The sequence below is a fragment of the Aquibacillus kalidii genome (assembly GCF_014280935.1).
Classification (GTDB): Bacteria; Bacillota; Bacilli; order Bacillales; family Amphibacillaceae; genus Aquibacillus_D; species Aquibacillus_D kalidii.
In genome coordinates this window covers 156030-177394 of the sequence record NZ_JACLZI010000062.1, presented here as the reverse complement: position 1 = coordinate 177394, position 21365 = coordinate 156030, and the positions used below count along the sequence as shown (strand labels likewise).

Below are 21365 nucleotides of genomic sequence, written 5' to 3'. Positions count from 1 at the left end.
AAAAAAAGTATCGTAAAGATGGGAGCAACTGGCCAGTAATTTAATTTGGCAGTTGTCTTTCTTAATCTTTACTTGTACTATAAAAGTCCAAAAGATCAGGGTACTCTTCCAGCTCCTGTTTTCCTTTTTCGCTGAGAGCGTACATGCCTCTCTTAATACGGTCAAACCAACCATAATAGTTTTTGGATAAAATGGATTGTGTTTTTTTACCTGTTCCTAATTCGATTAAGGCCTTTGGTGATAATTCTTCATTTTGCTTGAGATAACTTGCAATTTGGATGCAATTTTCACGATAAGCAGTCATAATTTGTGTACGGTTAGAACCGCCGATATTAAAGTCCGCGCTTCGTCCATCAATCTCTTTTAATATTTCTTGGCGCTTCCGTTTATGTTGACTTAAACTTTTTTTTCGGTTAAATGCTGTAGGTTCAAAGATAATCTCCATTCGTTTAGACTTTCCTGTAATGGATACCAGGATCAAGCCTAATTCAAGCCGTCTAACTAATTGACATATATCTCGCCAACGTTTGGAACGAGGGTTATATTTTTTTGGTCTTGGTACAGCTATATAAACTTGCTCGGACAATCGTTGTCTTTTTGTTGCCTGGATAAGAAGTTCAACACTTAAGTTTAATTTTAATTCGATGATAATTAATTCATCATCTTGAACAGCAACCATATCACAGTCTTTCACTTCTCCATAAACTTCATAGCCTTCACGTACAAAATGATTTTGAATTGGTTTATATAAATCTGCTTCTTTCAGTTTTATCGTTTCTTTCATATATGTTTGCACCGTCCAATTAAAAACTATTACTAAAACAATTTTATCATATAGGGGAAGTTTCTAGCTTGTTGATAGCTTAAAGATTTTTATTCCTATAAAATAAGTCATTATAGTGTTAAGCTTAGTTTCAGTCAGAAGTGTTAATTAAGATAGACGCAAAAACTATACTAGATTTGTATAGAGTGAAATGGATGGATATTAGGAGGATTTACAAGATGGATATGAATAACAATGATATATTAATTCGTTTGAGATATGGTTTAGACCTAAAAGATAGAGAAATGATAGAGATATTTAAGCTGGGTGGCATTAACATAAGTGATGTAGACCTGCAAAAGCTCCTCGTAAAGTCTAGAGATGGCTACGATGAAGATGGCTATATCGATGAAGACTATACAGAATGCGATAACGTCACTTTAGAATCATTTTTAAATGGTTTAATTACATATAAAAGAGGGAAACAGGATCCGAAACAAGGTCAATCAGATAAACCTGTGATGTCGATAAAGAAAAATGCGAGTGTAAATAATGTCTTGCTTAAGAAGTTAAAAATAGCGTTATCCCTAACAAGTGAGGATATGTTAGAAATACTAGAGTCAGTGGATGTAATGGTGACGAAAGGTGAATTGAGTGCCTTGTTGAGAAAAGAAGGACATAAAAATTATAAGCCTTGCGGTGATCGTTACGCTAGAAATTTTTTGAAGGGGCTGGCGTTAAGGTATAGAGGATAAGAATATTTTATAAATATTAAAATAAGTTAATAAAAAGAGGCGCTATCCAATTTATAGGGAGTGCCTTTTTGGTTTGTTTAGAAATGTACTGGCAAAATGTGTTAAAATTAAATTGAAATACTGTTGTTTGTAATAGAATGAATCTAGTTGTGTTCATTTAATTATAGATACTAGTTTATGAGACAACTTTTACATAATAAATAATCAAAAAATCTAATGATAAGGGGTTAGATAGATATGACTAAACTACTTGTTTTATTTCTAGCGGGTTTCGTTGGGTTATCTCTTAGGTACATCGTTTATGGAGAATTCAATGTAAATCAACTGTATCTTTTACTTATGTTCCCTATAGGTGCCTTATTAGCTATCTTTATAATGAGGTCGCAATATAATAAAGATCGTGATTTTAAACCTGAGGAAAAAGATACCTATTTGGTAACACGACTAGGTGATCGAGTATCTGAGGCGCCCAAACAGCTATACAATCATAACGTGCATATCGGTTCATTTCATCGGTTTTATACTAGTCGATGGAAGCGGTTAGTTGCAGATACAATGGGAAAACCAGGACAATGGTATCTTAATCTATCCTTCTCCTTATCTAATGGAGATGAATTCTTATTTAGAGGAAAAAAAGAAAATAAGCTTCGTGGAAATAATGAATGGACCCTCTATATGAATGAGGTAGAGGTAGGGACAGTTCGGACAGACTATTCTTTGAAAAATGCCTCAAAGTTAAAAGAAAGTCTTTATTTGGACTATCATGGTGATTCCTTTCATTTCAAATCGCTAGGCATCGGATCTAAAACAGAAATTAGCCTAGATGATGTTACTGTTGCAACTGGAAAAAGAACTAGAAATTCAGTTTATCAACTGGTGGTAAATGAAACACATGCAACTATCGCTCCGATTCTATTTATGGTTTATATTTTGTTTAATTATGAGTTCGGACAATGAAGCAAAACTGAGTCGTGAGATAATCCTTGATTAGCCTGAAAAAGGTTAAATGCTTTGTATTGGAGGGGTTAGGTGGATAAGTCAGAAATAAAGAAAATGAGACAAGTACAATTTCTGGTGATGAATGGACTTATTGTTTTTAACTTTACTGGACTATTTTTTTTAGAGAATAGGTTTGAGATTACCCACACGCAACTTTACCTCGGAATTGGTATTATCATGCTATTTGAAGCGATTTATAGTTTACTAAAAGGGGAGTCTACTATGTCACTCATCCCTATTTATAAGAAAGTGGATCATTATGAAAAGCAGAGAATGGGTACTGAGTGGAAAAAACAACAAATACAATCTATATTTTCTGATTTTTTCTTAAGTGGTGTTATGTTTTTATTAGTTTTTTTGTATCATGATACTGCAACTTTGAATTTTGGCTATCGTCTTTGGTTATTGTTGTTGATCTTTAGTCTAGTGTTTATCAATATAGGGCAATTTCTTCACATAAGAAAAATAGATCAGGCTTGAAGCAAAGCCAGACTATCTAAAAAAAATGTGTGGTCCTTCAGAGTGCCACGTGACTTTTTGCAAAGTTAATATTGAGAAATTGATTTGTTATACTATAGTTAAAATCTCCATTTAACTAGTAGGAAGCCTTGAAAAGGAGTGCTCATATGAAAAAAAGTACATGGAAGAAAATGCTAGGGGTATTACTTTTAATCATTCTAGGTATCTTTGGCGGAATCGGTGGAAAAGTAGATCAGTTTGAAAAACCAGAAGAGTAATGGCTCTTCTGGTTTTTTATAAGGATAGGTTTTGGTTTATGGGGAATAAAGCTAAAATTCTACAAATAGAGTAATAAAATGGGTTAATTTCGAAATGATAAAATAATCGACAAAACATTTTGTCAAAACAATTATTTCCGTGGAAATAATTGTGGGATACTGTTAATTGTTTGGTGGAAAATGACAGCAACCGTTGTTATTCGTGGGACTAATGAACAAGAAACTGCAAAGATGGTCAACGAAAATGAATTAATAGTAATTTGATAAGCTGTAAGAATCCAATATCATGCTAAAAATGTCGACATATCCCACTGAAATGTAAGGTGAGGCTTTCTAGAGTACTGCACATTAGTTTACTAGTGTTTTTGATTATTTTACAATTAGAATAATTAAAATATTGGGGGCTACAAAATGTATGATGTATTAATTGTTGGTGGAGGACCAGCGGGATCAAGTGCAGCAATTTTTACTGCAAAAGCTGGAAAGAAAACGATTGTAGTTGATAACGATAAAGGGGTAACGAAGCGTGCTTGGGTTAAAAATCACTATGGAGTAAATGAAGTGGATGGACCAGACCTTGTGGAGACTGGTCGTAAACAAGCCAAGACTTTTGGTGCTGAATATGTAGATGGATCAGTGACTAATATAACAAAGGAAGATAGCGGGTTTTTAGTTGAAACAGATCAAGGTTCCTATCAAGCACAGCATGTTATTTTAGCTACTGGATTTGCTACTGATTTGGCAGACAAAGTGGGTCTGGCTACTAAAGAGGGTACAGAACCACGTGTCAAAACGATTCTAGATTTGGATGAACAAGGGAAGACCAATGTAAATGGCATTTGGGGAGCTGGAACTGTTGCCGGAGTTAGTGTACATACGATTGTTACTGCAGGTGACGGGGCAAGAGTGGCTATCAATTTATTAAGTGAACTGAATGGGGAGCGTTATGTAGATCACGACATGAAAAAATAAGAAAGCCGAATAACTATGGATAGAGTCTAAAACTCTCATAGAGATTAAGGAGGATTTGATGAATAAAGTAGGAATTGTTGGGGGATTGGGGCCAGAATCAACTGTAGATTACTACCAATCGATCATCTCTAAATATCAAGAGAGAATTGGTAGCCAAGAAGTGTTGCCTGAACTATTTATTAACAGCATTAATATGTATAAAGTGTTTGAATTGATAACGAACGACGATTTGAGTGGCTTAGCTGATTATCTTATCGAAGCGGTGAATAAGTTAGAAGCAGTTGGGGTTGATTTTGCGATTATTTCTGCTAATACCCCACACATAGTTTTTGACCAAGTGCAACAAAAAGTAGGTATTCCGATGATAAGTATAGTGGAAGAAACGTATAAGACTACGCTTCAATTAGGATTGGATAAAGTAGGACTGATTGGAACTAAATTCACAATGGAAAATGATTTTTTTAAACAACCATTCCTTTCAGGCAATAAAGATATTGTAGTGCCAACTGACCTAGAGCAAATATATATACATGAAACAATTGTCGCTGAGTTAGAAAATGGGATTGTAAATGAAGAGACGAAGCAGAAGTATCTAGGTATTATCGAACGAATGATCAAAGAAGACGGTATAAAAGGTATTATACTAGGATGCACAGAATTGCCAATGATTATAAAAGAAGAAGATTTAATTATTCCGCAGTTCAATACAACAGAAATTCACGTTAATAAAATAGTCGATACTATATTTCAAAAGAAATAAACAAAGGCTAGGGAATTGGTTCCCTAGCCTTTGATTTATATTTAAATGTACTTTTCTTTCAAAACTTTTAAATGGTGTAATTCGTGCCCAACTATAATATAGGCAATGGCACGTGCTGAGATTTGGTAACCTTCATTGATCTTACCAGTCCTTAACCACTGTTCATCAGTTATTCCTTTCATAGTGAAAAGTGTAGTTTGACGGACATTTTTATAATAATTGATAAGTTGATCTGGGCTGTATGTATGATAATTTGATGCTGCAATATACTTTTCTTGATTGTAGCCAGAGATCGGTTTTTCATCCCCTCTTGAGATATGGATCAGACGATAATGCATGATAATTTCGTTATCAATTAAGTGTCCTACTAGCTCCTTTACACTCCACTTGCCAGGTTCATAACGGAAATTCCACTGTTCTTCAGAAATAGATGATAATAGGGTGGTAAGTTCTTTGGCTTGTTGGTGGAGAAGAATTTCTAAGTTTTCATCCTCCAGAAGTTTTATATAGGTATGGTAAAATTTTGGGTACTCATTTGGTGTTGGTTTTGACAGCACGAAATCACATCCTTTTTAAATGTATTAGTAAAAATCTGTTAAACTAATAATAGGTATAGTTGACGTACTTGTAAATAACTTTTGAACGATGATGAAGTATAAATAGCAAAATAAAGTAGGTGTAATAAATGACAATAACCAAACAAGAAATTCGTGAACTGAAATGGAATTATTTTACGGAAAATAAACTTGGAAGATTCCCCTTCCCGTTGCACAAGCGTATTCCTAATTTTAAAGGGGCAGAGAAGGCGGCACATTTTGTGACGACCATTCCTGAATATATGAAAGCAAAGGTTATCAAGGTTAACCCTGATGCGCCACAATTACCGATTCGTGCGCAAATATTAAAAGATGGAAAGATATTGCTTGTTCCTACTCCGCGATTAAAAGCAGGATTTATCATGGTTAAGCCCGAATGGGTTCCACAGGGAGAAGAAAGAAAGGCCGCTAGTCTCTCTCATATAAAATCTTACGGGAAAGAAATCTCTTTATCTGAAATGCCGAAAATTGATCTATTTTTCGTTGGATCTGTGGCTTTACATAGAGATGGCAGAAGAATTGGCAAAGGCGAAGGATATGCAGATAGGGAGTATGCAATTATAAGAGAACTTGGAAATCCAGATGTTCCTGTTATAGGTACCATTCATAGTGCCCAATTAACGGATGCGGATATACCTAGAGATTCATTTGATTTAACTGTGGATTGGATCGCTACAGAGACAGAATTAATACAAACTAATTCAACCTATGCGAAACCTAGTGGAATAAAGTGGGAACTAGTAACCGAGGAAGAGTTAGAAGAAATGCCAGTGTTAAGGGAGATTCGCGTTTTAACGAATAAGTAATTCTAGCGCTTAAGTACTAATTCTAAAGGGGGATGTTAAAGATCGATTACATTTTATTTTTGTTATTTACTGTCGCTGGTTGGTGTTTGATAATCGGTTTAACTAATAAAGAAAAGAAATGGATTGGCGGGATTGGTGGAGTTCTAGTTACTGTTTTTATTATTGTTAGTCAGATTATTAAATTTCAGTCTGGATTCTTTGAAACAGTTAATAATGAATCATCTCAAACAGTTGGGAAATGGGTTCTTCCTTGTTTTATAGTGTTAGGGGTCTATTTACTGGGAATGATTAATTATCGATGGATTAAAGCAGCACTTAAGAAACAGGCATGGCAGCGATGGGGTTTAATCGTTTTAGATTTATTTTTCAGTTTGTTATACATCTGGTGTGGAGGATTTTTGGTGTTCATTGTGGCTTTCACCTATTTCCCATTTGCTCCATAGCGAGTTGCTCGTATGCATATTGTAAAAAAAGGACGAACACTGAATGTAGAGGGCTTGCCCCTGATTCAATGTTCGTCCTTTGCCTATTTAAATTATAACACGTGTGATATTTCATTTCTATTAGAAGATAGTGGGAGTGGAACTATTGTTTCATGAAATAGCAAATACCCGCAAATATTTCCAAGGAAATATTAATACTGACAAAAAGTGTGGATATTTATATCCATCGACAAAATTCGGGTGGTGACAGGCACCCAATGGGGTGTATAAAATTGGCTTTTTTGATAAGTATAAGCGTGAGGTGATTTGATTGAATCATGAACAAGATTACGATAGGGATCATGACCGTGAGGATTATTTGAGTGAGGACCATTTAAGGCATATCCTGCAAAGTTCTCATGACATGGAAGTAAAGTTAATGAGAGAATATTTAATAACTGCAGAGCGAGTTCACCATAATCCTGATTTAAAAGAGCGGCTACAAAATTTTGCAGAAGGTAATGCTAAACGAACGGAACAGTTATTAGATGAATTAAGAAATATGCAGTAGTAATGATTTCAGCAGAGGAAATATGTAGACGAATATGGATGTAGCTAGTGTCAGGTTCTCCCCGAGCCTGGCATTTTTTAATTTTTAAATAGGAGTGAGGCTGTTTGATTAATGATTTTATAAGGATATGCGTCATTCGAGAATTGGAATACGTCAAATGGGGAGATATATGCGCCATTCCCTCTAAGTAATGCGTCAAAATGGACTGGAAATGCACCAAAAAAAGGAGATATGCGTCAAAGCCCAAAAACTCTCCCAAAGCCCATAGTAATCAAAAGAGACACGAGCCTATCGATAAGGCTCATGTCTTTTTCTTAAAGAATCGAGATACAAGTTTACTCAACCGTCCCACTTCTTTTGGATTAAATAACTCTGAATTTATTAGTGGTTGTAGTGCATTTTCTAATAAAAAAGGTCGGGGATTTGTTTCGTGTAGTAGTTCCTCTTGGATAAAATTTATTAGTTCTAAATATTTACGATCATCAGGTTTATCGCTCCGTATTGTCGTTTTTAATTCGTTAACTATTTCATTGAGCTCTTCTTGAAAGGTTCGATCGGCAGTAAGATGGTCAGGAAGCCATTTGTCTAAGGAACTTGGATCGTGTAATTGATCTTTCGATAATGCTAGTTCCTCAACGATCCGTTCCACCCGCTTAACACTATATTGTACTACTCTAGAAATCCCTGTATGGCGATCATGATCTAATACATAGAACTTCATGTTTTGCTGTAAGATCCCAATAAACATTATTGCGCAATCTAGCAAATATGGCTTTTTTTCCTCACCGAATATCTCAACGAACCGTTTATAAGTCCACTCAACTACTTTTAACTGTGCCCTTTTCAAAAATTGCTTCAGTTCAGGATCATTTGAGATCAATACTTCTTCAAATAGAGTGGTTAGTCTATTTTTTTTATTGATGTACATCTGTAACTCAAACTGCTGAACAAAGACATTAATATCGGATGGGTCTTGGCCAATAAGTAATTCATTTCGTTCTTGTTCCATCTTAGAGTGTAATTCTCTAAATATAGAGATCAGTAATTCATTTTTTGATGTGAAGTAATTGTAAAATGTCCCTTTCGAAATGCCACTATAATCCAAAATATCCTGAATAGATGTTGCTTGAAAACCACGTTCAATAAATAATTCATGTGACTTCCTTATCACATGCTGCTTACGACTATTCATTAAATCACCTTTAGTTTCTTTCTATTTATAAATTCGTATTATACTGTCAGTCTAATGATCATCATACCTTATTGTGTGGAAACTAACAAACCCTTTTATTATGGGAGAAAATTATTGTTGCAATCCTTGGACTGTTGGTATATGATATTGCAATGTGAACAAATGGTATAAACAAATGAACTGATAGTATAAGGGGGAAACATCCATGAATTCAACTACACAAAAGACTAGTGGTCCAAACTATGGAATACTAGCTGTCCTAATGGTTGGAGCTTTTATAGCTTTTTTAAATAATACTTTGCTTAATATAGCATTACCATCTATTATGATTGACTTAAAAATCGAAACTGCTACGGTGCAATGGTTAACAACTGGATTTATGCTGGTGAACGGAATTATGATTCCGACAACGGCATTTTTAATTCAAAAGTATTCTGTTCGAAAATTATTTATAGCGGCAATGACTCTGTTTACAATTGGAACAATCGTTGCAGGTATGTCACACGTGTTTCCGTTGTTGCTTGCTGGAAGAATGCTACAAGCTTCCGGAACCGCAATTATGATGCCACTATTAATGAATGTTATGTTAGTTAGCTTTCCAGTTGAAAAAAGAGGAGCAGCTATGGGTGTATTCGGTCTAATCTTAATGGCTGCACCAGCAATTGGCCCAACCTTGTCTGGTTGGATTGTAGAGCGTTATGAATGGAGAATGTTATTCCATTTTGTAACTCCAATTGCAGCACTAATTCTTCTACTTGGTATCGTCTTATTGAAGGACAAGAAGGAAAAGGTTAATATCCGTCTCGACATTCTTTCTCTATTATTATCAAGTGTTGGTTTTGGTGGGATCCTTTACGGTTTTAGCTCTGCAGGGAATAAAGGTTGGGATAGTCCACTCGTTTACGGCACTATTATTATTGGGGCTGTATCCCTTGTAACCTTTATCATGCGTCAAAGGAAGCAAGAACGACCAATGCTTAACTTTGGAATATTCAAATATCCAATGTTTGCTTTATCTTCATCGATTACGATGGTTCTAAATATGGCGATGTTCTCTGGAATGCTTCTACTTCCGATTTATGTCCAAACTATTCGTGGTATTTCACCGATGGATGCTGGATTATTAATGCTTCCTGGTGCACTTGTGATGGCATTTATGTCACCAATTACAGGTAGATTATTTGATAAATTTGGTGGTCGAATCTTAGCTGTAACTGGGTTAGCAATTACAGTAGTAACCACTTATCTATTTGGAAAGTTGTCTTTAGATTCCACTTACACATATTTAGTTATATTAAACTCAGTCCGTATGTTTGGGATCTCAATGGTTATGATGCCTGTTTCTACAAACGGTTTAAATCAGTTACCAGCAAAATTCTATCCGCACGGAACAGCGATGAACAATACACTAAACCAAGTATCTGGTGCAATTGGAACAGCGCTACTCGTAACGCTAATGTCTAATAGATCAGAATCTGCTGCAACGGATATTGCGAAAAGCTACGGAGCGTCAGGTGTGGATATGAAACAACAAATTATGCTTGAGTCTATGCTAGAAGGAATTAATTTTGCTTTCTACATTGCTTCGATCATCGCGGTTGTGGCGCTTGTACTTGCTTTCTTCATTAAACGTTCCACACCTCAAGATAGTCCGATTGAAACAAAGCCTTCAGGTGATAATGATAAAGGTGTAGTTCCTACCTTAGTGGAGAACTAATAGTCTATAGATCAGATACTTTAGTGTAATTACTAGGGTGTCTGATTTTTTTTATTGGGATGGTACCTGAATGACAAAAAGCAGTCCCTGTGGCTCTGATGAGTTGGATGTGTTATTATCTGCTCAGGACAAATATTAGAGTTGGAGTGAAAGTATGAGTACTAGTACCGAAAAGGAAGAATTGCTGTTACAAGCAGTAAAAACTCAACGCTCGATTTTGCAATTGTTAGAGCTTACGTTACAGGAGACTTACCTCAATCAAAAAGGATTACCTGAAAAGGAACAAAATAGTGATGTGATGAATCTGGCGTATAGTGCGAGAAGTATTATTGCCAAAAAACCGAAATTAAAAGAAATATATAAGCAGTTAGAAGAACAGGGGATTGAGCTATAAAAAGTGGGTAGAGGAGACGGAGGAATTTGAAGTACTACAAAACATTATTGTTCGATATTGATGATACATTGCTGGATTTTGGAGCAGCTGAAAGTGCGGCACTGCGATTTCTATTTAATGAAAAAGGGCTCGAATTAACTGATGAAATGAAACAGCAATATAAACTTGTCAATACAGAATTATGGAAGCAATATGAGGAAGGCGAGATAGCTCGTGATGAGTTACTTAATACCCGTTTTTCACGCTTTTTCAAAATATATGGAAAAGAAGTCGATGGGGCTGTTATGGAACAAAGTTATCGCGAATACTTAGGGCAAGGAAAGCAGCTAATGGATGGTGCGATGGATTTAATTACTACTATTGAAAATAATTATGATTTGTATATTGTTACGAATGGTGTTTCCAAGACGCAGTATAAACGGTTGCATGACTCTGGATTATATCCATTTTTTAGAGGCGTCTTTGTTTCAGAGGATACTGGTTTCCAAAAACCGATGAAGGAATATTTTGATTACGCATTTGAAAGAATTCCTGATTTCAATCCAGAGGAGGCTCTGATTATTGGAGATTCATTAGGTGCTGATATTAAAGGTGGGCAACGAGCAGGACTTGACACGTGTTGGGTTAATCCAATAGGCAAATCAAACGATTTAAATGTTGAACCGACTTATGAAATTCGTCACCTACGAGAGCTGTATGCTATTTTAGGTGTGAAATAGTAAAGGGTGGTTATCGAGGAACCACCCATACCTTTTATTAACTGTTGCTGTCATTATGCTGTTTGCTAGGAAGTTTATTACTTGGACGACCATTTCCTTGTCTTCTTTTATTTCTTTCTTGTTTTCGTTTGTTTTCATTAAATTTCTCTACAAATTCATGTGTACTATCCATAAGAAATACCTCCTTATAACCTCATTGTTAAGGTAACCTTCCTGATAAATTTAATACATGCAAAACAATGGCTATTCTTGCTTATAAGAGAAACCTTTATTGTATAGTTGAGATGGAATCTGCAGTAACTAACTTTTTACAATCTTAATAAATGCTGGTCAACCGTTCCGGAAATATACTACGCTTTCCGCGGGCTCGCGCTGAGCCTCCTCGGTCGCAAAAGTGCATGCACCTGCGTCTGCTAGTAACGCTTCGAAGTGGGCTTCCTCGGTGCAAGGGCGCAAAGATGATTGTTCAAGTAGTCCCCTCGCTCTCTGTGGGATCTTCAGACTGTTCCTTTCCCACAGGTAAGATTCTATGTATAGTGATATGTTATAAATAGTTTATAAAAAAGGAGATTGTCAAAGTGAAACCTGAGTTAAAGGATATCGTCTCTAAAAGCATTTTAACGAAGGCTTCAGGAGCAATTGATGACTTTACCCATTCATTAAACCCTTATGCTGGTTGTGTCTTTGGTTGTAAATATTGTTATGTACGACAAATGCCTATTTCGTTATATCGTGATCAAGAGTGGGGAACATGGATTGACATTAAAACCAATGCAGCAGATATTCTGGAAAAGGAATTAGTTAAGTCTAAGAAAAAAGGACCTGTAACGTTGTTTATGTCATCCTCAACCGATCCTTACCAACCTATTGAAGCAAAGACTAAATTAACAAGAAGTCTTTTGGAAGTAATGATTAGGATTCAACCCGAATTCATTCACTTACAAACTAGATCGCCTTTAGTTAAGCGGGATATTGATCTTTTTAAACAATTTGGAGATAAACTCCGTGTTTCCATGACAATTGAAACCGACAAAGAAGAAGTAAGAAAAGCTTTTTCACCGAAAGCACCTCCAATCCCTGCAAGAATGAAAGCCCTGGAGGAGATAACGGATGCTGGGATTATGACACAAGCTACAATTGCACCATTACTACCTTGTACAAGAGAGTTTCCGAGCAAGTTAAAACAGATTGCTAAAAGAGTGACGATCGATGACTTTTGGATGGGGGATGGAAGTGGTGGACGTAGGACAGATAAACTAGGGGTAGAAGACATTTATAAACAACTTGGTCTTGAAAAGTGGTATAATCCTACAGCTTATAAAGTGGTGTTAAAAATGTTGCAAGAGGAATTCAGAGGTTCAGGAATTGATATTGGTGTTTCACAAAGTGGATTTAGCCCGAGTTGATAATCCAGGTAAGTTATTATATAAGCAAGAAATAAACGGTTCTATTTTTTGTAGAATCGTTTATTTTTTAAAGTTGATTAAAGCTTTGTTCTCATCATATTGCTTTCATTTTAGTGATAGAGAGTATAGCTACGTCAATCCTGCAGGTGCTATTTAGCATAGCTCCATAAAGGGAGAATGAAAAATATATCATTTGTGACAAAAATCACACCTCTTTCATATTGCAAATGATAATCATTATCAATATAATGAAGAGGTAGAGAAAGATAAATAAGGAGACGATTACTGTGAAAGAACAGCCAACTAGTTCGGATCAGACATCAAATAATATAGAGGTCTGGGAGGATCTTGTAAGTATAAAAGATTTAGCTATAGCATTATTTGTGAGCAGTTTCACAACATTAACTGCTTTCTTTTTAGCTCCAAATGGGGCATCACAGCCGTTGTTTTATGGACTTGGGGGAGCATTAATTGGATTTATCCTTTCTAGTTTGATTATTAAGCCGAAACGGAAATTCGACAAAATTGAGAGCGAGGACTGAATATGGATCCAATATTACTTCTAGAAATGGTAGGCGCCGCTATTGTTGCTGCGTTACTTTACACTATTATTGGAGTGGCACCAGGAACAGATGAAACAGCTGTATTGGCCCCAGTTACTTTAGTTCTTGTTTTGATGGGGGTAGAGCCAGTAGTTGTTCTAACCTTTTTTATATCTGCAATCGTGGCAAAGAAATTGACGGACTCAGTTCCGGTTGCTGTAGCAGGTATTCCAGGTGGAGTAATGGCCACTCCTATGGTTGAGCATGCATTAATACTGAAACGGCATGGTGTACCGGATTTAAGTATTCGAAAAATGGCATCTGGTTCAGTTATTGGTACATTAGTAGCTATTCCAACAAGTCTTCTGTTGGCTCACGCGCTTATTCCGGTAGCGAATGTAATCAAAGATTATGCAAATCCACTTTTTTTCGTGGGCGCAGTAGCTTTAGCGCTAATGTGTAAAAATAGATGGTTAGCAATTGTCAGTATCATTCCTTTCGCTGTACTGATTCAAGGATTGAGACACCTTTATTGGGGACTAGGCATTGTCCCGGAGGATAAAACCGTATTTGTTTCATTCTTTTTAGGAATTACAATTGGTCCAGTTATATTAATGCTCTTTGAATTATTAAATGGTGAAAAAAGAAGAACACTTAAACGATACCCCAACAAAACCATTACGCTTCATAAAGGGAAACAAAAGACAGGATTTCCTAATCCATTTACCATTTTATCGAAAAGAGAATTAGGAGCTAGTGCATTTAGCTCATTAATGGGATCATTCACATTTATGATGAGCCCAGTAGGGATGACTATCTTTTTAGGAGAAATGGTTGCTAGTCGGATTAAAGATCCAGTTAAAAAGGCAACAATGGCGATATCGTCAATGGACGCATTAACCAATGCAACCTATATTGCGGGGACTTTGATTCCTTTGATAGCTTTAGGAATTCCTTTGTCACCAATGGCTATTGGCCCAGCTAATGCGCTATTTAATGCACCACCAGTATTTACAGTAGATCACAATATGCATGATGTCCTGTCTAGTAGTGACTTTATTTGGGCATCTGTTATAGGAGCGCTAGTTGCTTTAGTAATTACGTATTTTATTATAGTAAAATATGCTGAGCAGATCTGTGCATTTATATTTAAAAGAATTCCGCATGAAGCGCTATTAGGCTTATTTTTTTCACTCGTTCTGCTATTAGCTTTCATGGATGCGGGATGGATTAATATCGCAGGTGTATTCTTAATTGGAATAGTAGCAGGACAGCTCCATAGATGGGGAGTAAATTATGGAGTTCAATTCATGGTGCTATACGCAGCCCCATGGATTATAAGCCAACTAATAGGATTTTAAGGAAAATACGATTTTTGCAGAAATGAGGAGATGCAAATGATTCAACTACCAGGTAAAACAGCAGTAGGTATTTCACCGGGAAAACTAATCATAACAGGTGAACACGCTGTCGTTTATGGACAGCCTGCAATTGCCATTCCTTTTCCGTTAGTTAAGGTAACAGCACAGATCGAGGCCTATACGAAAGGGATTTGGCTTGAATCAAAATTTTACGAGGGACCTATTAGTAAAGTGCCTGAAAAATTGTTAGGAATTGCGGCTTGCATAAAGGAGACTTTGAAGAAATTAGAGAACCCTCAGGCAGAATTGTTGATTAGAATCGATTCAACGATTCCGCTTGGTAGAGGCTTGGGATCTAGTGCGGCTATTGCAAGTGCTTTAGTTAAAGCTCTATTTAACTATTTTGGTTATAACTGGAAGGATCAGGAGCTAATGGAGCTTGTCCACTTAGCAGAAGTATTTGCACATGGTAATCCGAGTGGGATTGACATGAATGCTGTTACCAATTCCAACCCGATTATATTTCAAAAAAAACAACCTGTAAAAACACTCCAGGTAGGTGGTTCATTTCATTTTGTGATTGCGGATACCGGGCGCATCGGCGACACCCATGCAGCAGTAGGTTCTATAAAGGAAAAATTTGATCAAAATTCACGGGAAACCTATCAATCGCTTCTTCAGCTCGGTTCGATTACGAGAACGTCAGAGATTGCTTTGCAAAAGGGTGACATAAAAAGCCTTGGAAATGCTATGAATTCAGCACAAATAGAGTTACAAAGACTAGGAGTTAGTGATCAGGGGATAGACCAACTAGTCCAAGCTTCTATGTCCCTGGGAGCAATCGGTGCTAAATTAACAGGTGCAGGAAGAGGTGGATGCATCATAGCTTTAGCGGAGAACACTCATCAAGCAACCATGATTGCAGATTCACTTTTTACAAAATTCAATTGTACAACCTGGCAACACGCTATCCACAAGAGTAATTAAGAGAGGAAGAGATAATATGGAAGCATTGGCGAAAGCACATACAAACATAGCTTTAATAAAGTATTGGGGTAAGCGAGATGAAACATTGTTCTTACCCATGAACAGTAGTCTTTCTATTACGTTGGATGCATTTTATACGACCACTTCTGTTGAATTTTGTTCATGTTTAAAGTCCGATATGTTTGTACTAAATGGAAATTTAACGAACGAGGAAGAGACAAAGAAAATTTCAAATTTTCTTGATAAGGTTCGTGCATTAGCCGGGGTGAACCTGCATGCCATGGTTAGTTCAGTAAATAATGTTCCTACCTCGGCAGGGTTTGCATCTTCCGCTTCTGGATTTGCAGCGTTAGCACTTGCTGCAACGAAAGCAATTGGATTGGATATAGATCATTCTATCGTTTCTAGAATAGCACGTCAGGGATCAGGTTCGGCTTGTAGGTCTGTCTATGGTGGTTACGTAGAATGGGAGAAGGGCGTGGCAGCAGATGGATCGGATTCCTATGCTTCGCCAATTATGGATGGGGAGGCTTGGGACCTAAGTATTTTATCAGTGATGGTTGATTCAAGGAATAAGAAGGTTTTAAGCAGAGAAGGTATGAAGCGAACAGTAGATACATCTCCGTTTTATTCTGGATGGTTAGATACAGTAGAAGAGGACCTTGAAATAGCCAAGGGAGCTATTATTAATCGTGATTTTGGTTTGCTTGGTAAAGTAGTCGAGGCAAACGCATTAAAGATGCACGCGACAACACTTGGAGCAGATCCACCTTTTACGTACTTCCAAGGTGCAACGCTAGACGTGATGGAAGCTGTAAAGCAAATGCGAGCGGAAGGCGTACCTGTTTATTTTACAATAGATGCTGGCCCAAATGTAAAAGTGCTCTGTCAACCAGAGAATGAAGCGTACGTACAAAAGGTACTTGCAGCAATACCGACAGTCCAATCTATTTATCTATGTCATCCTGGCCCAGGTGCAAAGGTGTTGTCAAGATCATCTCTCAGTGGTACGAGTAAAAAAATGTTAAATCAATTTCATCATCACTCCTGTACAAACTAGGAAAGCTAGATGAATAGTTTGCGTAACGAAAAATGCTAGTGGATAGAACAGCACAAGGAGGAAGAGGAATGAAATGTCCTATTTATCATATTAAAGTTCCGGGAAAGTTGATGATCGCTGGTGAATATGCGGTGCTAGAATCAGGTCAACCAGCAATTGTCGTTGCTGTTGACCGTTTTATAAACGTGACAATCAAAGCAAGTCATGAAAACATTCTTTCTCTTCCTCAACTAGGTCATGACAAGGTTACCTGGACAGGACAAGGGCTTTATAAGCAATATAGTATATCGGATGGTCGATTACAGTTTGTTCAACAAGCCATTGCTTTTGTGGAAAGCTATTTGGAAGGGAAATCAATTGAATCAAAACCGTTTCATTTAACGGTTCTGAGTGAATTGAATGATTCTTCTGGGCGTAAGTATGGACTAGGTTCTAGCGCTGCAATAGTAGTAGGTGTAGTAACGGCAATGCTAAAGTTCAATACGGAAATACAAATTCAATCCTCATCTGATTTAATTTTCAAATTATCCGTGCTTGCCCATTTCAGTACGCAGGGAAGTGGTTCAGGTGCAGATATAGCTGCGGCTGTGTATGGTGGGTGGATTCAATATAATGGACTCGATCGTGATTGGCTTATTGACCAATTGAACCAACAGATATCGGTATTACATTTGGTTGACGTAAATTGGCCTGGCTTACGTGTGCAAAAAATATCACCGCCAAGAGAGCTTCAATTATGTGTCGGATGGACTACTAGTGAAGCATCTACTGTAAAAATGATTGATAAAGTTCATGAGATTAAAAAGAATGATCTATTAAAGTATCAGTACTTTATTAAGGAAAGTAACACTTCCGTTACTAAATTAGTAGAAAGCTTCCGTAATAATGATTATGATGAGGCGATAATTGGTCTTTATCAAAACCGTCAAGCCTTGCTTCAGTTAAGTCATTACACAAATGCTTCGATAGAAACTAAAGCACTAACAGAGTTGGCAACCATTGCCGAGAAATATGGAGGTGGAAAATCTTCTGGGGCAGGTGGTGGTGATTGTGGAATTGCTTTTGTTAAGGGTGAGGACAAAGTGAAAAAATTAAAGAATGATTGGCAAACTGCAAACATTGTGCCGTTAGATATATCTATCTCTTTAAATGGTATTACAGTTAAAAGAGAATATAAATAATACTCTCAACCAACGTGAAGTACTTGAAGAGTCAGCTAAAGTTGTAATTGTTAACCTTAAAGGTAGATATGGAGTGACAAATGTAAACTAGGAGTGAAAAAATATATACTAGGCCTTTTGATAATAACGAAAAATCCTTTCCAAATTAAAGATGGTTATTTAACAATTCCTGAGAAGCCATGTCTAGGAATCGACATAGATTAGGATCAAGTTTTAAAAGCACATGAATTGTACACAATATGGATTCATTTCTCACGATGATTCAGTAGGTATGCAATACTATATTCTAGGATGGAAGTTTGATAAAAACGTCTTTGTCTTGTACGATAAACAAAAGGGTAGCTAATTAGTCACCTTTAAAGACTATTACTCATGTAAATTTAAAGGTGAGTAATTAGCATAGTAGGTTATCGGTTAGTTCTTTGGCTAGCTGATACTGCCGTGTCATCTCTACTTTTTAAAAATTATAAAAAGAAAAGGAACGATTAGAATGAAATTTGTGCTAGCGCCCGATTCATTTAAAGAGAGTATGAAGGCGAAACATGCCGCCCATGCAATGGAAAAAGGGATAAAGACTGTTTTCCCGGAAGCAGAATGTGTGATTGTTCCAATGGCCGATGGTGGAGAAGGAACGGTAGAATCCCTTGTTAGTGCAACAAATGGTCGCATCGTGCTTGTAGATGTCATTGGTCCTTTAGGGGACAAGGTTACGGCACAATATGGACTTGTTGGTGACGGGAAAACAGCAGTAATAGAAATGGCAAGTGCTAGTGGTTTAGAGTTAATTAGCCTAGAGGAACGCAACCCATTACGAAGCACTACTTACGGAACAGGTCAATTAATGAAGGATGCTTTAGAAAAGGGTGTAAGTAAATTTTTGATTGGAATTGGAGGAAGTGCAACCAATGACGGTGGAGTGGGCATGCTCCAAGCACTCGGCGTTTCCTTTAAAGACCAAAGTGGGGAAGAGCTACCATTCGGTGGAGGTGAGCTCCACCGACTACATTCCATTGATATGAGTGGGCTAGATGCCAGGTTAAAAACAGCGCAAATTGATGTAGCCTGTGATGTGACAAATCCATTAATAGGTGATAATGGTGCTTCCGCAATTTTTGGCCCACAAAAAGGTGCTACACCAGCAATGGTAAAGACCTTGGATGCAAGCTTGGCACACTATGCCCAAGTAATAAAAGGCCATTTAAGAAAAGATATTGCGGATATAGAAGGTGCAGGTGCTGCAGGCGGCCTTGGTGCAGGATTATTGGCTTTCTTGAATGCTAACTTAAGAAAAGGCATCGATCTTGTTATTGAATATACGCAACTAGAGGATATTGTGAAGGGTGCTGACTACGTTTTTACAGGTGAAGGAAGCATTGATCATCAAACGTTATTCGGTAAAACACCGTATGGAGTAGCAACCGTTGCAAAGAAACACTCGGTTCCTGTTATTGCTTTTGCAGGTAGGATTGGAGATGGTGTTGAATCGTTATATGATAATGGCTTTACCGCAATAGTAGGGATTGTAAAGGAATTATCTTCATTAGACGAAGCGTTAAAAAATGGGGAAGCCAACTTAACAGCTGCAACAGAAACGATCTGTCGCGTAATAAAAATGGAAAGATAGTGTTGCCCTTTTATCTGGATTTATTACGCTGTGATGGAATCTAAGGTAGTGCTGTATTATAATCGGATAGAATGGACACAACCGGGGAGTAAAAAAAGATGTTTCCTACAATAAAATGCAAATTCAAACTGTAAAGCGTAACAAGCTATTGAATCTTTAATATTATCATGGCCACTCCATAACTGGTACAAGGTTGCGGAGTTTTTTGTTGTCTTTGCTTATAGCTTTGAACAGTGAGGACGGAGGGATTAAGCTCCGTCCGCATTCATCACTTCCACCAGTCATCAAATACAGAGATTGGGTCGTGTCGCTTGTGTTCTGTTTTTTTGTACCAATTTTCTATTTTTAATGCACTTTCTTCTTTTATTTCTTTACCTTCTAAATAATCATCGATTTCATCATAGGTTACGCCTAAAGCAACTTCGTCTGGCAATTGCGGTCTATCTTCCTCTAGATCTGCTGTAGGCGTTTTTAGGTACAATCTTTCCGGACAGCCTAGTTCCTTCAATAACATTTTCCCTTGCCTTTTATTTAAACGGAAAATAGGAACGAGGTCTGCTGCACCATCACCGAATTTAGTGTAGAAACCAGTTACATTTTCAGCACTGTGATCTGTTCCCAACACAACACCATTATTCATAGCTGCTATACTGAATTGAACCTTCATCCTTTCGCGAGCTTTTTCATTTCCTTTTGCGAAGTCACTCAATGTTACACCAGCATCTACTAGGGATTGTCTGCTTGCGTCAACTGCAGTCTTGATATTTACTGTAAACACCTTTGATGGCTTAATGAATTCAAGTGCCATTCCACAATCTTTTTCATCTGCCTGTGTCCCGTAAGGTAACCGAACTGCGATGAAGGAGTATTTATCTTCCTCTAACTCACTATTAAGTTCATTTACTGCTGTTTGTGCAAGTTTACCTGTAAGGGTAGAGTCTTGGCCACCAGAAATTCCTAAAACTAAACTAGTTAGGAAGGAATGCTTTTTTAAGTAGTCCTTTAAAAAGTCGACACTTAATCGAATTTCTTCAGCTGGGTCAATCTCTTGTTTTACTTTTGTTGCGTTAATAATTTCACGTTGCGTCTCTCGCATATTTATTACCTCCTGAACTTTTCTTATTTGCTTTTTATACAAAAGCTCTTTTTTAAAAATGTTATACTCAGATGTCACAGTTGAGAGAAAATGCGTCATAGTGTAAATATTGACGTTCCTTTCCGTTCCGGGCAGTTGCTTTCCGTGGGTAACGCCTCAGCCAGGGAACTACTTGAATTGGCTTCTTTGCGTCCTTGCACCGAGGAAGCAAGCTGCGAAGCGTTACTAGTAGACGCAGGTGCATCACATGGGGTCTTCACCTGTTGCTTTTCCCACAGGAGTCAACTGCCCGTAACGAAAATCCACTACTAAAGAGAGTCAGATTTCGTTTTCTTAATTTCTAATACTCCATAAACAGAGAGCGGAGGAAATTCACGTAGACTCCTCGAAAATACAGCCCGATTTTCTTCGTGCGATGACTACGCTACGAAGCATTCCTTGTCCTGTGGGAAAGCGAAGACGTTGAGACCCCACAGGAAGCCAGCTTCGAAGTGTTACTAGAAGACGCAGGTGCACGCACTTTTGCGACCGAGGAGGCTCAAGCTCCGCCCGCGGAAAGCGTAGTGAATTTCCGTAGCGGCACCAAATAAGTTACTTCGCATTCTATAGATGTTGCGTCATATGCAACAAGGGAAACTTCTTAATCTAAATACATATGAGATATTATCTTGAGAACTTTTTTGACAGTTATTAAAGTTATCCTCT

Annotated in this window: 25 protein-coding genes; 19 read left to right on the top strand and 6 right to left on the bottom strand. The window is 37.3% G+C overall.

Annotated elements, in window-relative coordinates:
- Window positions 1-61: 61 nt before the first annotated feature.
- On the bottom strand, window positions 62-784 hold the full coding sequence (locus H7K77_RS19575) for a DUF2161 domain-containing phosphodiesterase (protein ID WP_186580471.1): 723 nt from the start codon (window positions 782-784) through the stop codon (window positions 62-64).
- Between the two features lie 218 nt (window positions 785-1002).
- Here H7K77_RS19575 and H7K77_RS19570 point away from each other — a divergent pair, with 218 nt between their 5' ends.
- The 5 genes from H7K77_RS19570 (at window position 1003) to H7K77_RS19550 (ending at window position 4986) form a co-directional block, all read left to right on the top strand.
- The gene (locus H7K77_RS19570; RefSeq protein WP_186580469.1) at window positions 1003-1518 is read left to right on the top strand and encodes a YehS family protein; all 516 of its coding nucleotides are present in this window, start codon (window positions 1003-1005) and stop codon (window positions 1516-1518) included.
- 237 nt (window positions 1519-1755) lie between these two features.
- The gene (locus H7K77_RS19565; RefSeq protein WP_186580468.1) at window positions 1756-2475 is read left to right on the top strand and encodes a tubby C-terminal domain-like protein; all 720 of its coding nucleotides are present in this window, start codon (window positions 1756-1758) and stop codon (window positions 2473-2475) included.
- 72 nt (window positions 2476-2547) lie between these two features.
- The gene (locus tag H7K77_RS19560) at window positions 2548-2997 is read left to right on the top strand and encodes a hypothetical protein (RefSeq protein WP_186580466.1); all 450 of its coding nucleotides are present in this window, start codon (window positions 2548-2550) and stop codon (window positions 2995-2997) included.
- 668 nt (window positions 2998-3665) lie between these two features.
- Window positions 3666-4226 carry an NAD(P)/FAD-dependent oxidoreductase gene (locus H7K77_RS19555; RefSeq protein ID WP_186580464.1) on the top strand — a complete coding sequence of 187 codons (561 nt, stop codon included), beginning with the start codon at window positions 3666-3668 and terminating at the stop codon, window positions 4224-4226.
- A gap of 58 nt (window positions 4227-4284) precedes the next feature.
- Complete coding sequence (locus H7K77_RS19550; RefSeq protein WP_186580462.1) at window positions 4285-4986, top strand: aspartate/glutamate racemase family protein; 702 nt, start codon at window positions 4285-4287, stop codon at window positions 4984-4986.
- Window positions 4987-5027: 41 nt separating this feature from the next.
- Here H7K77_RS19550 and H7K77_RS19545 read toward each other — a convergent pair whose 3' ends face one another.
- Complete coding sequence (locus H7K77_RS19545) at window positions 5028-5543, bottom strand: DinB family protein (protein WP_186580460.1); 516 nt, start codon at window positions 5541-5543, stop codon at window positions 5028-5030.
- 128 nt (window positions 5544-5671) lie between these two features.
- On the opposite strand from H7K77_RS19545, the gene H7K77_RS19540 reads away from it, so the two are divergent.
- The 3 genes from H7K77_RS19540 to H7K77_RS19530 all read left to right on the top strand — a co-directional run bounded on the left by H7K77_RS19540 (window position 5672) and on the right by H7K77_RS19530 (window position 7381).
- Entirely contained in the window at window positions 5672-6388 is a 717-nt protein-coding gene (locus tag H7K77_RS19540; RefSeq protein ID WP_186580458.1) for a 5-formyltetrahydrofolate cyclo-ligase, read from the top strand.
- A gap of 32 nt (window positions 6389-6420) precedes the next feature.
- Entirely contained in the window at window positions 6421-6831 is a 411-nt protein-coding gene (locus tag H7K77_RS19535) for a hypothetical protein (RefSeq protein WP_186580456.1), read from the top strand.
- A 310-nt stretch (window positions 6832-7141) separates the two neighbouring features.
- The gene (locus tag H7K77_RS19530; protein WP_186580454.1) at window positions 7142-7381 is read left to right on the top strand and encodes a hypothetical protein; all 240 of its coding nucleotides are present in this window, start codon (window positions 7142-7144) and stop codon (window positions 7379-7381) included.
- A gap of 301 nt (window positions 7382-7682) precedes the next feature.
- Here H7K77_RS19530 and H7K77_RS19525 read toward each other — a convergent pair whose 3' ends face one another.
- Window positions 7683-8573, bottom strand: a complete 891-nt coding sequence (locus tag H7K77_RS19525; protein ID WP_186580452.1) for a TetR/AcrR family transcriptional regulator — start codon at window positions 8571-8573, stop codon at window positions 7683-7685.
- 205 nt (window positions 8574-8778) lie between these two features.
- On the opposite strand from H7K77_RS19525, the gene H7K77_RS19520 reads away from it, so the two are divergent.
- The 3 genes from H7K77_RS19520 to H7K77_RS19510 all read left to right on the top strand — a co-directional run bounded on the left by H7K77_RS19520 (window position 8779) and on the right by H7K77_RS19510 (window position 11403).
- Window positions 8779-10290, top strand: coding sequence for an MDR family MFS transporter (locus H7K77_RS19520; RefSeq protein WP_186580451.1), 1512 nt, complete (start codon window positions 8779-8781; stop codon window positions 10288-10290).
- Window positions 10291-10444: 154 nt separating this feature from the next.
- Window positions 10445-10684, top strand: coding sequence for a hypothetical protein (locus tag H7K77_RS19515; protein ID WP_186580449.1), 240 nt, complete (start codon window positions 10445-10447; stop codon window positions 10682-10684).
- A gap of 26 nt (window positions 10685-10710) precedes the next feature.
- Window positions 10711-11403: a YjjG family noncanonical pyrimidine nucleotidase gene (locus H7K77_RS19510; protein WP_186580447.1), complete on the top strand. Its 693-nt coding sequence runs from the start codon at window positions 10711-10713 to the stop codon at window positions 11401-11403.
- 37 nt (window positions 11404-11440) lie between these two features.
- Here H7K77_RS19510 and H7K77_RS19505 read toward each other — a convergent pair whose 3' ends face one another.
- Window positions 11441-11575, bottom strand: coding sequence for a DUF4023 domain-containing protein (locus H7K77_RS19505; protein WP_186580445.1), 135 nt, complete (start codon window positions 11573-11575; stop codon window positions 11441-11443).
- A gap of 406 nt (window positions 11576-11981) precedes the next feature.
- Here H7K77_RS19505 and H7K77_RS19500 point away from each other — a divergent pair, with 406 nt between their 5' ends.
- The 8 genes from H7K77_RS19500 to H7K77_RS19470 all read left to right on the top strand — a co-directional run bounded on the left by H7K77_RS19500 (window position 11982) and on the right by H7K77_RS19470 (window position 19564).
- The gene (locus H7K77_RS19500) at window positions 11982-12809 is read left to right on the top strand and encodes an SPL family radical SAM protein (RefSeq protein WP_186580443.1); all 828 of its coding nucleotides are present in this window, start codon (window positions 11982-11984) and stop codon (window positions 12807-12809) included.
- Between the two features lie 287 nt (window positions 12810-13096).
- On the top strand, window positions 13097-13351 hold the full coding sequence (locus tag H7K77_RS19495; RefSeq protein WP_186580441.1) for a Bax inhibitor 1 family protein: 255 nt from the start codon (window positions 13097-13099) through the stop codon (window positions 13349-13351).
- A gap of 2 nt (window positions 13352-13353) precedes the next feature.
- Window positions 13354-14712 (top strand): tripartite tricarboxylate transporter permease, encoded by a 1359-nt coding sequence (locus H7K77_RS19490; protein WP_186580439.1) that lies wholly within the window; start codon window positions 13354-13356, stop codon window positions 14710-14712.
- A 36-nt stretch (window positions 14713-14748) separates the two neighbouring features.
- Window positions 14749-15699 carry a mevalonate kinase gene (mvk, locus tag H7K77_RS19485; protein WP_186580437.1) on the top strand — a complete coding sequence of 317 codons (951 nt, stop codon included), beginning with the start codon at window positions 14749-14751 and terminating at the stop codon, window positions 15697-15699.
- A gap of 16 nt (window positions 15700-15715) precedes the next feature.
- Window positions 15716-16759, top strand: coding sequence for a diphosphomevalonate decarboxylase (gene mvaD / locus H7K77_RS19480; protein WP_186580435.1), 1044 nt, complete (start codon window positions 15716-15718; stop codon window positions 16757-16759).
- Window positions 16760-16827: 68 nt separating this feature from the next.
- Window positions 16828-17940: a phosphomevalonate kinase gene (locus tag H7K77_RS19475; protein ID WP_186580433.1), complete on the top strand. Its 1113-nt coding sequence runs from the start codon at window positions 16828-16830 to the stop codon at window positions 17938-17940.
- Window positions 17941-18163: 223 nt separating this feature from the next.
- Window positions 18164-18286 (top strand): hypothetical protein, encoded by a 123-nt coding sequence (locus H7K77_RS21625; RefSeq protein WP_268911943.1) that lies wholly within the window; start codon window positions 18164-18166, stop codon window positions 18284-18286.
- 144 nt (window positions 18287-18430) lie between these two features.
- Window positions 18431-19564 (top strand): glycerate kinase, encoded by a 1134-nt coding sequence (locus H7K77_RS19470; RefSeq protein WP_186580431.1) that lies wholly within the window; start codon window positions 18431-18433, stop codon window positions 19562-19564.
- Between the two features lie 268 nt (window positions 19565-19832).
- On the opposite strand, the gene nadE is transcribed toward H7K77_RS19470, so the two are convergent.
- Together nadE and H7K77_RS21125 are read right to left on the bottom strand one after the other, a co-directional pair.
- Window positions 19833-20660, bottom strand: a complete 828-nt coding sequence (gene nadE, locus H7K77_RS19465) for an ammonia-dependent NAD(+) synthetase (protein ID WP_186580429.1) — start codon at window positions 20658-20660, stop codon at window positions 19833-19835.
- A 95-nt stretch (window positions 20661-20755) separates the two neighbouring features.
- Window positions 20756-20920, bottom strand: a complete 165-nt coding sequence (locus tag H7K77_RS21125) for a hypothetical protein (RefSeq protein ID WP_222599463.1) — start codon at window positions 20918-20920, stop codon at window positions 20756-20758.
- Window positions 20921-21365 lie beyond the last annotated feature (445 nt).

What these genes read in the sequence shown, in the direction of transcription:
- H7K77_RS19575 (WP_186580471.1), bottom strand. Translation starts at nt 784, where the DNA reads ATGAAAGAAACGATAAAACTGAAAGAAGCAGATTTATATAAACCAATT.
- H7K77_RS19570 (WP_186580469.1), top strand. Translation starts at nt 1,003, where the DNA reads ATGGATATGAATAACAATGATATATTAATTCGTTTGAGATATGGTTTA.
- H7K77_RS19565 (WP_186580468.1), top strand. Translation starts at nt 1,756, where the DNA reads ATGACTAAACTACTTGTTTTATTTCTAGCGGGTTTCGTTGGGTTATCT.
- H7K77_RS19555 (WP_186580464.1), top strand. Translation starts at nt 3,666, where the DNA reads ATGTATGATGTATTAATTGTTGGTGGAGGACCAGCGGGATCAAGTGCA.
- H7K77_RS19550 (WP_186580462.1), top strand. Translation starts at nt 4,285, where the DNA reads ATGAATAAAGTAGGAATTGTTGGGGGATTGGGGCCAGAATCAACTGTA.
- H7K77_RS19540 (WP_186580458.1), top strand. Translation starts at nt 5,672, where the DNA reads ATGACAATAACCAAACAAGAAATTCGTGAACTGAAATGGAATTATTTT.
- H7K77_RS19535 (WP_186580456.1), top strand. Translation starts at nt 6,421, where the DNA reads ATGTTAAAGATCGATTACATTTTATTTTTGTTATTTACTGTCGCTGGT.
- H7K77_RS19525 (WP_186580452.1), bottom strand. Translation starts at nt 8,573, where the DNA reads ATGAATAGTCGTAAGCAGCATGTGATAAGGAAGTCACATGAATTATTT.
- H7K77_RS19520 (WP_186580451.1), top strand. Translation starts at nt 8,779, where the DNA reads ATGAATTCAACTACACAAAAGACTAGTGGTCCAAACTATGGAATACTA.
- H7K77_RS19515 (WP_186580449.1), top strand. Translation starts at nt 10,445, where the DNA reads ATGAGTACTAGTACCGAAAAGGAAGAATTGCTGTTACAAGCAGTAAAA.
- H7K77_RS19505 (WP_186580445.1), bottom strand. Translation starts at nt 11,575, where the DNA reads ATGGATAGTACACATGAATTTGTAGAGAAATTTAATGAAAACAAACGA.
- H7K77_RS19490 (WP_186580439.1), top strand. Translation starts at nt 13,354, where the DNA reads ATGGATCCAATATTACTTCTAGAAATGGTAGGCGCCGCTATTGTTGCT.
- mvk (WP_186580437.1), top strand. Translation starts at nt 14,749, where the DNA reads ATGATTCAACTACCAGGTAAAACAGCAGTAGGTATTTCACCGGGAAAA.
- mvaD (WP_186580435.1), top strand. Translation starts at nt 15,716, where the DNA reads ATGGAAGCATTGGCGAAAGCACATACAAACATAGCTTTAATAAAGTAT.
- H7K77_RS19475 (WP_186580433.1), top strand. Translation starts at nt 16,828, where the DNA reads ATGAAATGTCCTATTTATCATATTAAAGTTCCGGGAAAGTTGATGATC.
- H7K77_RS21625 (WP_268911943.1), top strand. Translation starts at nt 18,164, where the DNA reads ATGAATTGTACACAATATGGATTCATTTCTCACGATGATTCAGTAGGT.
- H7K77_RS19470 (WP_186580431.1), top strand. Translation starts at nt 18,431, where the DNA reads ATGAAATTTGTGCTAGCGCCCGATTCATTTAAAGAGAGTATGAAGGCG.
- nadE (WP_186580429.1), bottom strand. Translation starts at nt 20,660, where the DNA reads ATGCGAGAGACGCAACGTGAAATTATTAACGCAACAAAAGTAAAACAA.